The organism is Paracoccus sediminilitoris, from assembly GCF_003259195.1.
Taxonomy (GTDB): Bacteria; Pseudomonadota; Alphaproteobacteria; order Rhodobacterales; family Rhodobacteraceae; genus Paracoccus; species Paracoccus sediminilitoris.
In genome coordinates this window covers 1-6,572 of record NZ_QJPK01000053.1, presented here as the reverse complement: position 1 = coordinate 6,572, position 6,572 = coordinate 1, and the positions used below count along the sequence as shown (strand labels likewise).

The window sequence follows — 6,572 nt, the reverse complement described above, 5'->3', positions numbered from 1 at the left end:
CCATAGGGCATCCTTCCATTCCTTCGAAAGGATCACACCATCAAACCGTGGGATCAAACACCTAGCCTAGTGCAGTACCGTAGCACAGCCGTAACGTCAGCAGTTTATCCGCCTAAATCAACGCATGACGAATGGTTGGTGACTGACGCAGCCCAGATAACAGATTGTAGGCTTTTGGCGAAAGCTCCTTTCAAGCCCCTTCGTCCAAGCCGCATATCTCCAAGATTGTCAGCATGTAGATTTTGACCATGTCGATATAGTCGACGATGTCTACACGCTCGTCCGGCATGATGTGCATCGCCCGCCGCAGCCGCAGACAATGCCCTCCATGCCGCCCAGTTCATAGAGATGCCCCGCGTCGCTGCCATAGAAAAGTGTGGGTGTGATCGCTCCGGTTGGCTGCTCCTCGCCGCGCACGTCGCGATAGGCCGAGTTGATGGCGGCGACGATGGCGCTGTCGCGCCGGACCTCGAAGGGCGGCATCAGTGACAGGCCCTTCTCTTCCATTGTGTCCATTGAAATCAATTTCGTCTTCAGGCCAGGAAAACGGTCGCGCAGGGTGGTTAACTTGGACTCCATATCGGCTAAGACGGCCTTCACGGGTCTGGCCCGGCGCATAGCGTGCCGAACCTTTCAACGTGCCGAAATCGGCCACCTGAGGGAGGCGCCACTCTTCAAAGTCACGGCCAAGCGCTGCGCGGAACGTGCCGACATGACAGCGGTTTACGCGCTGATCTGGGCCATCGCACCGAGGTAGAGCAGCCTGCGCCGGTATCGATTACCGGCTTTGGATATTCGTCCGAGCTTTTCCTTCCCGCCGCTGGAATGTGCTCGCGGCGTGAGGCCGAGCCATGCTGCGTCGTCTCGCGCAGTGCGGAAAGCGGCCACGTCGGGGGTGGTGGCTGCGAATGCGCTGGACGAGATCGCCCCCACCCCTGGCACCGTTGTCAGACGCCGTGCCAGTTCATCTTGGCACTGCATCTTGCCGATCCGCGCAGTAACCTCCCCAATCCGGGCTTGTGTGTCACACAACTGGCCGGCCAACATGTCAAGCGCCGGGATCGCCGCAGTGGGCACATCGCGGGCCGCCTCCAGTAGCCGATCAACATTATGAATACCCCTTGCAACGACGACCCCGAACTCACCTAGGTGCACGCGGATGAAGTGGCAGGAGGACCGCAAGGTCGAGTGGCATTGCATCGCGCCAGGCAAGCCTATGCGAGACACGGGCTCGTTGAGCCCTTCAATGGCCGGATGCGCGATGAACTCTTGAACGAACACCTCTTCGACATCTTGCGCCATGCCCTCAATTTAGTGGCAGCATGGCGCGATGACTTCAACCACCACTGCCCGCACTCAAGCCTCGCTGGCCTGACACCGCAGGAATATGCTATCCGGTCAAACGAAGACCAAAACCAGAACAGAGCTGACTTATAAATGAGGACCCTCTGCGGAGCAGGTCATAGGGCGCAGGGGGCTCTAGATTTGGAGCTACGCGGTCGACTGCTGGATCTGGCGAATGAACATCGTCGGTTTGGCTATCGGCAGCCCTTCGTGGTGCTGCGGCGCAAGGGCGAGCCCTCGGGGATCAACCGGATCTATCGGCTTTACCGCCAGGAAGGGCTAACGGCCTTGATCGAGCGCCGCGTAAAGCCCGAGATGATTGTCAGCGACAACGGGACCGAACTGTCCAGTGACGCGATCCTGCGTTGGTGCTCCGAGAACCGAACCGAATGACACGACATCGCGCCCGAAAAACCCATGCAGAACGGCGTCGTAGATATTTTCAACGGACGGATGCGCGACGAGTTGCTCAACGAGACCATGTTCTGCAACTTGGCACATGCCCGCGTCGTGGTCGCGGCTTGGGCCGCAGAAAACAGCACCGAGCGGCTCCATTCAGCTTTGGATTACCAGTCCCCAGCTGACTATGCGCGGACCCTGACCACCGCAATCGCCCGACCCGCAACGCGAGATGAAAGCTCCGCGCGTCGGGCGATTGCTTAACCTGCGCCGATCGGCGCAAACACCAACCGGACTCAAGTTGAAGCTGGATGAAAGGTCCGTGGCAGGACACGCTTCACGGGGGGCAGGATGCTGCGGCTTTCGCAGCCGAGTCTGATTTTGGTCGCCTGGCATCAGGCCAGACAGAAGCCTTTCACCATGCCCAGGCATTCGAGGGTTTACGACGCACAAGCCGCCCCCCACCAAGTCCCAACCGCGACGATCAGTCGACCAAGTCCGAAAATAGGCCGGGCGACATGTCCTTCCAAAAGGCGCGAATACGCGCCGCATTCAGGGGCGACATCCAACCATGGCGTTCAAAATCTGCGCGCGCCGCCCCTTCTGTCAGCTGCGACAGAAACAGCCGCCGGTCGGCGTCGCGCTGCGTCGGAGTGCGCGACTTGATCACGTTCAGAATGCGCCGCAGGCGTTCGGCTTGCGGGCTGGGCGTTGCGGGAGCGGCTTCCGTGCCGAAGCCGCCTTCCAGCGCCGCGCTCAGATAGCCGACCTTGCTGACCACGTTCTTGCGAGCCTCGACATAATCCAGCCTCGACTGGACCTGCCCTTCGCCATGTTCGCTCATCCATTGCCGGGCCAGCCGGTCGCTGACACCGAGCGCGCGCAACCGCGCATAGACCCCGCCAGACATCGCGCCTTCGGCATCGTCGACATCAAGCACCGCCAGCTGCGGGTTCTCGCGGATCAGGAAGCGCAGATGCGTGACCGCCCTGCCCTGTTTCTTGGTTTCGGGCGTCAGGATGATGTTGCTGGTCTTGTTCACCTCGGCCACCGCAGGTTTGATGATCTTGGCGTTCAGCTGCTTGAAGACCTCGTAATAGGACGACCCCTCGACCCCCATCAGGCGGCGGAACAGGTCCAGATCCCACCAGCCGGTCGAACCGGTCCGCACGAAACGATAGCAGTTCTCGTAAAGCGCCAGCGCATGCCCCGACGTGAAGCGCCGCTGCATGTTCAGGTTGATCAGCGCAAAGACCTTGGGGTCGTGCAGCTTTTCCGCCAGGGCGGGCGAATAGGCATATTCGCAGATCCCGCCTTTCAGCTTGGCATAGCTCAGCAGGCTCGACACCCCCCATTCCTGGCGGCCCTTCTCGTCCAACATGTCCCATTCCGCGACCGTCTCGACCAGTCCGCGCAGCGACTGCTTCAGCGTCTCCATATCGTTGCTGTTATATCCGATCATCAGCGCCAAGGTCCGTGCGTCGATCTCGTGGCTGGGCCGCGACATCAGCGTGTCATAGGCATTCAGCAGCAGCACGTTCGACAGCTTGCGCTGCAGCAGCGTCAGCTTGCCCGAGACATGGATCGCGGCGACATGCTTCTTGACGGCGCCGCGGCGCAAGGCGCCTGACAATTGCTCGCGCGGTATGTCGTCCATCTGCTTTCCCTGTTTTCCAGGCATGATGGCGCAAAGGGAACCCGTCCGCAATAACGATCCGGGCACCCTAACCGGGGGCGTCAGACGTCCCGGAAACGGGTTCCTTTGGCATCCACTAGCCTGGAAAGGTGCCCTTTTCCGGGATTTTGCATGCGAGATCGGGCAAGGAAATCGTGGTTAACCGGGCATTTCGCCTTCATCCCGCAAAGAAGTGCCCTTCTTCCTGCGAATCGGCACCCTTTACCCTGTGTTCGGGTACCCTTCATCCCGTGTCTGGGCACCGTTCGTCCCGTTTCCGGGCACCCTGTTTGATATAAGATATTGATTTTGATAAAAACTATTCTTCCAAAGATTCTAAAGATCTTAAAACAGATACAAGCTTTATGCTGTCCTTATCCAATTTTCACAGTAAGGCCAAATGCGGGTTTCGCAGCGAAACCGCGGCTGCGTATTTCCCAAGTCCACCGGGATGTGCCATAGAGAAACCGACAAACCTCGGAACATGATACATCGCGACAGGACCAAGATGTCAGGCAAAGAGCCGCTTCCCCCCTATTTCAACATCGATCCCGCCCGTGCCGCCGCACGCCTCTCCGAACCGATCGGCACCGCCAGATTCGCGAAGGCCGCGGCCTTCGCTGCCCGTGGCCGTCAGGACCTGGCCGAACGTGGCTATGCCCCCGACGGGCGCAAGCGCCTTCGGCGGTTCTCCACCTGGGAGGTCTGCCGGTACCTGATCCCCGTGGCAACCGCGCATTTCCGCCGCGTGCTTCGAAGCCATCCCCACCTGCCGCAGGGTGTGGGGGAAGGCAATTCCAAATGGTTCACCCTCGAGGACGTGCTGCGCTTGCGCGACCATTTCGCGACCGAGGGCGCGGCTGATCGCGAATATCGCCCCTGGCGCCCCGAGGGTCTGCCCGCAAAGGTTCTGGCGGTGGCCAATTTCAAGGGCGGCGTCGGCAAGACCTCGACCGCGGCGCATCTGGCCATGTCGGCGGCGCTGGACGGCTACAAGGTTCTGGTGATCGATCTGGACAGCCAAGGCAGCATGACCTCGATCATGGGGGGGCAAGTCGCGGATGAGTGGTCGACCGCCTTCCCGCTGCTGGCCAAGGACTATGCCCTGGCCCTTCAGGCCGAGAACCGTGTCCGCGAGGCTGCGGGCAAGCCCCCCCTGCCCTTCGACGAGACCCTGACCGAAGCCCTGACCCTGACCGCCCATGACCTGATCCAGAAGACGCATTGGCCCAACATCGATCTGCTGGGCGCGCAGCTGAACCTGTACTGGGCCGAATTCCAGGTTCCTGTCTGGCGCATGGGCCTGCGGGGCTGGCCGCTCTGGGATGCTTTGTCGAACGGGCTGAACCAGGATGGCATCCTTGACGAATATGACATCGTCATCCTCGATACCCCGCCTGCCCTCGGCTATCTGACCATCAATGCCCTGGCGGCGGCCGACATCCTTCTGGTGCCTTTGGGGGCGACCTTCCTTGAATTCGACTCGACGGGGCGCTTCTTCGACATGCTCTATTCGACCTTTGCCAGTGTCGAGGAAGGCGAAAATACCGCCCGCCGCCGCGACGGTCTGCCCGAAATGCGGTTCGAATGGGACGCGGTCCGTGCCATCATCACCCGTTTCGAGGCCGGGCAGCAGACCGACCTGGCCAATGTGATCCAGGCCTATTTCGGTGATTTCATGACCACCTACCGGCAGGAACTGACCGCCATGGTAGGCCAGGCCGGAGAGCAGGTGAACGGCATCTACGAAGCCGATTACCGCGAGTTCAACCGCGAGACCTATGTCCGGGGCCGCGAAACCTTCGACCGCACCTGGGCCGAGGTTAAGGAGCTGATCCTGGGCGCATGGTGGCGCGACATCCAGATGAACGAGCAGGACGAGAAGGACGAGAGCCATGGCTAAGCGCCGCCGCCTCGAGGCACCCAGCACCGATGACCTGAGCCGCATCGAGGCCCAGTTTCGCAGCGAAACCGTTGACCGGGGTCTGGTCGCCAAGGGCATCGCCCCCATCGCCCAGGTTGCGGCCGACAGCGCGGCCCATCTGCAGGCCGAAGGGCATGACGCCCGTACGGTGCGCGCCAGGCTCGAGTCCGAGGCCGCGCAGCTGCAGCAGGCCCGCGATGGCGGATTGCTGATGGTCGAGCTGCCCCTGGATCAGATCGACGAGGACGCCATGATCCGCGACCGCATGACCATGGGCGAGGCCGAGATGCTGGAGCTGCGCCAGTCGATCGCGGCCCATGGCCTGCGGCTGCCGATCGAGGTCTTCGCGCTAGAGCAGCCGGGAAGGGCAGGGCAGATCTATGGCCTGCTTTCTGGCTACCGGCGGCTTTTGGCAACGCGGGGCCTGTTGGAGCTGACCCAGGCCGACAAGTACCGGACCATCCGTGCCGTGATCCGGCCGCGCGCCGATGCGGGCGCCTCCTTCGTCACCATGATCGAGGAAAACGAGGTCCGTGAAAATCTCAGCCATTTCGAACGCGGGCGCATCGCCGTCATCGCAGCCAATCACGGGGCCTTCGCCAACACCGAGGATGCGGTCGACCATCTTTTCGCGACCGGATCCAAGGCCAAGCGGTCCAAGATCCGCTCGTTTGCGCTGATCTTCGAGGAGCTGGGAGACATGCTGCAATTCCCCGAACATTTGACCGAACGCCGGGGCCTGCAATTGGCCGCGGCGCTGCGCCACGGGGCCGAGGCGCAGATCCGCCAGGCCCTGTCCGAGGCCCATCCCCAGGACGCGGACGAGGAATGGGCGGTGATCGATCCACTGGTCAGCCAGCAGGACCGCAAGATGCGTGATGCAAGTCGGGGAGGGCGGCCCAAGCGGACCGCGCCGACCAGTGGCTGGATCGACGAAAAGACGTTGCGCACATCGGGTGGCGTGACGATCCGCCGGTCCACCGACAGCAAGGGCCATCTGTTGCGGCTGGAAGGGTCGGCCCTGACGCCCGACCTGATGGACAGCCTGATGCTGGAGATCCGGGCCTTGCTGGAGCGCTGAGGTTTCGCTGCGAAACCGTCACGGCTCTGATGGCAGTAGCCCCATCTTCCGTGCCCGCTCCAGTAGCATTCTGACCGATGAGGGCTGCCAGGTGGTCCGGCCGCGCGGGGTGCGCTCTCGCATCGCCTCCAGGCGGGCGCAGATGGCTT

5 protein-coding genes and 3 pseudogenes are annotated in these 6,572 nt (G+C 61.9%); 4 read left to right on the top strand and 4 right to left on the bottom strand.

What is annotated here, in order from left to right:
• Positions 1-270 precede the first annotated feature (270 nt).
• Both DKT70_RS18240 and DKT70_RS17225 read right to left on the bottom strand, forming a co-directional pair.
• Entirely contained in the window at positions 271-507 is a 237-nt protein-coding gene (locus DKT70_RS18240; RefSeq protein WP_233490653.1) for a hypothetical protein, read from the bottom strand.
• A 216-nt stretch (positions 508-723) separates the two neighbouring features.
• Positions 724-981, bottom strand: a complete 258-nt coding sequence (locus DKT70_RS17225; RefSeq protein ID WP_233490654.1) for an IS110 family transposase — start codon at positions 979-981, stop codon at positions 724-726.
• Between the two features lie 178 nt (positions 982-1,159).
• Here DKT70_RS17225 and DKT70_RS17220 point away from each other — a divergent pair.
• Both DKT70_RS17220 and DKT70_RS17215 read left to right on the top strand, forming a co-directional pair.
• Positions 1,160-1,437: pseudogene (locus DKT70_RS17220) on the top strand (integrase core domain-containing protein); the annotation flags it as partial.
• A 24-nt stretch (positions 1,438-1,461) separates the two neighbouring features.
• Positions 1,462-2,007, top strand: a pseudogene (locus DKT70_RS17215) (integrase core domain-containing protein); the annotation flags it as partial.
• Positions 2,008-2,227: 220 nt separating this feature from the next.
• Here the strand turns inward: DKT70_RS17215 and DKT70_RS17210 are convergent.
• On the bottom strand, positions 2,228-3,400 hold the full coding sequence (locus tag DKT70_RS17210; RefSeq protein ID WP_111560288.1) for a replication initiation protein: 1,173 nt from the start codon (positions 3,398-3,400) through the stop codon (positions 2,228-2,230).
• A gap of 526 nt (positions 3,401-3,926) precedes the next feature.
• On the opposite strand from DKT70_RS17210, the gene DKT70_RS17205 reads away from it, so the two are divergent.
• On the top strand, positions 3,927-5,321 hold the full coding sequence (locus DKT70_RS17205) for an AAA family ATPase (RefSeq protein WP_111560287.1): 1,395 nt from the start codon (positions 3,927-3,929) through the stop codon (positions 5,319-5,321).
• Positions 5,314-6,423 carry a ParB/RepB/Spo0J family partition protein gene (locus tag DKT70_RS17200; RefSeq protein WP_111560286.1) on the top strand — a complete coding sequence of 370 codons (1,110 nt, stop codon included), beginning with the start codon at positions 5,314-5,316 and terminating at the stop codon, positions 6,421-6,423. The genes DKT70_RS17205 and DKT70_RS17200 overlap by 8 nt, the downstream gene beginning before the upstream one ends.
• An 18-nt stretch (positions 6,424-6,441) precedes the next feature.
• Here the strand turns inward: DKT70_RS17200 and DKT70_RS18550 are convergent.
• Positions 6,442-6,572: pseudogene (locus DKT70_RS18550) on the bottom strand (recombinase family protein); the annotation flags it as partial.

Bases quoted from the DNA above. Each gene is read 5' to 3' on its own strand.
- DKT70_RS17200 (WP_111560286.1), top strand. From the start codon at position 5,314: ATGGCTAAGCGCCGCCGCCTCGAGGCACCCAGCACCGATGACCTGAGC.
- DKT70_RS17205 (WP_111560287.1), top strand. From the start codon at position 3,927: ATGTCAGGCAAAGAGCCGCTTCCCCCCTATTTCAACATCGATCCCGCC.
- DKT70_RS17210 (WP_111560288.1), bottom strand. From the start codon at position 3,400: ATGGACGACATACCGCGCGAGCAATTGTCAGGCGCCTTGCGCCGCGGC.
- DKT70_RS18240 (WP_233490653.1), bottom strand. From the start codon at position 507: ATGGAAGAGAAGGGCCTGTCACTGATGCCGCCCTTCGAGGTCCGGCGC.
- DKT70_RS17225 (WP_233490654.1), bottom strand. From the start codon at position 981: ATGCAGTGCCAAGATGAACTGGCACGGCGTCTGACAACGGTGCCAGGG.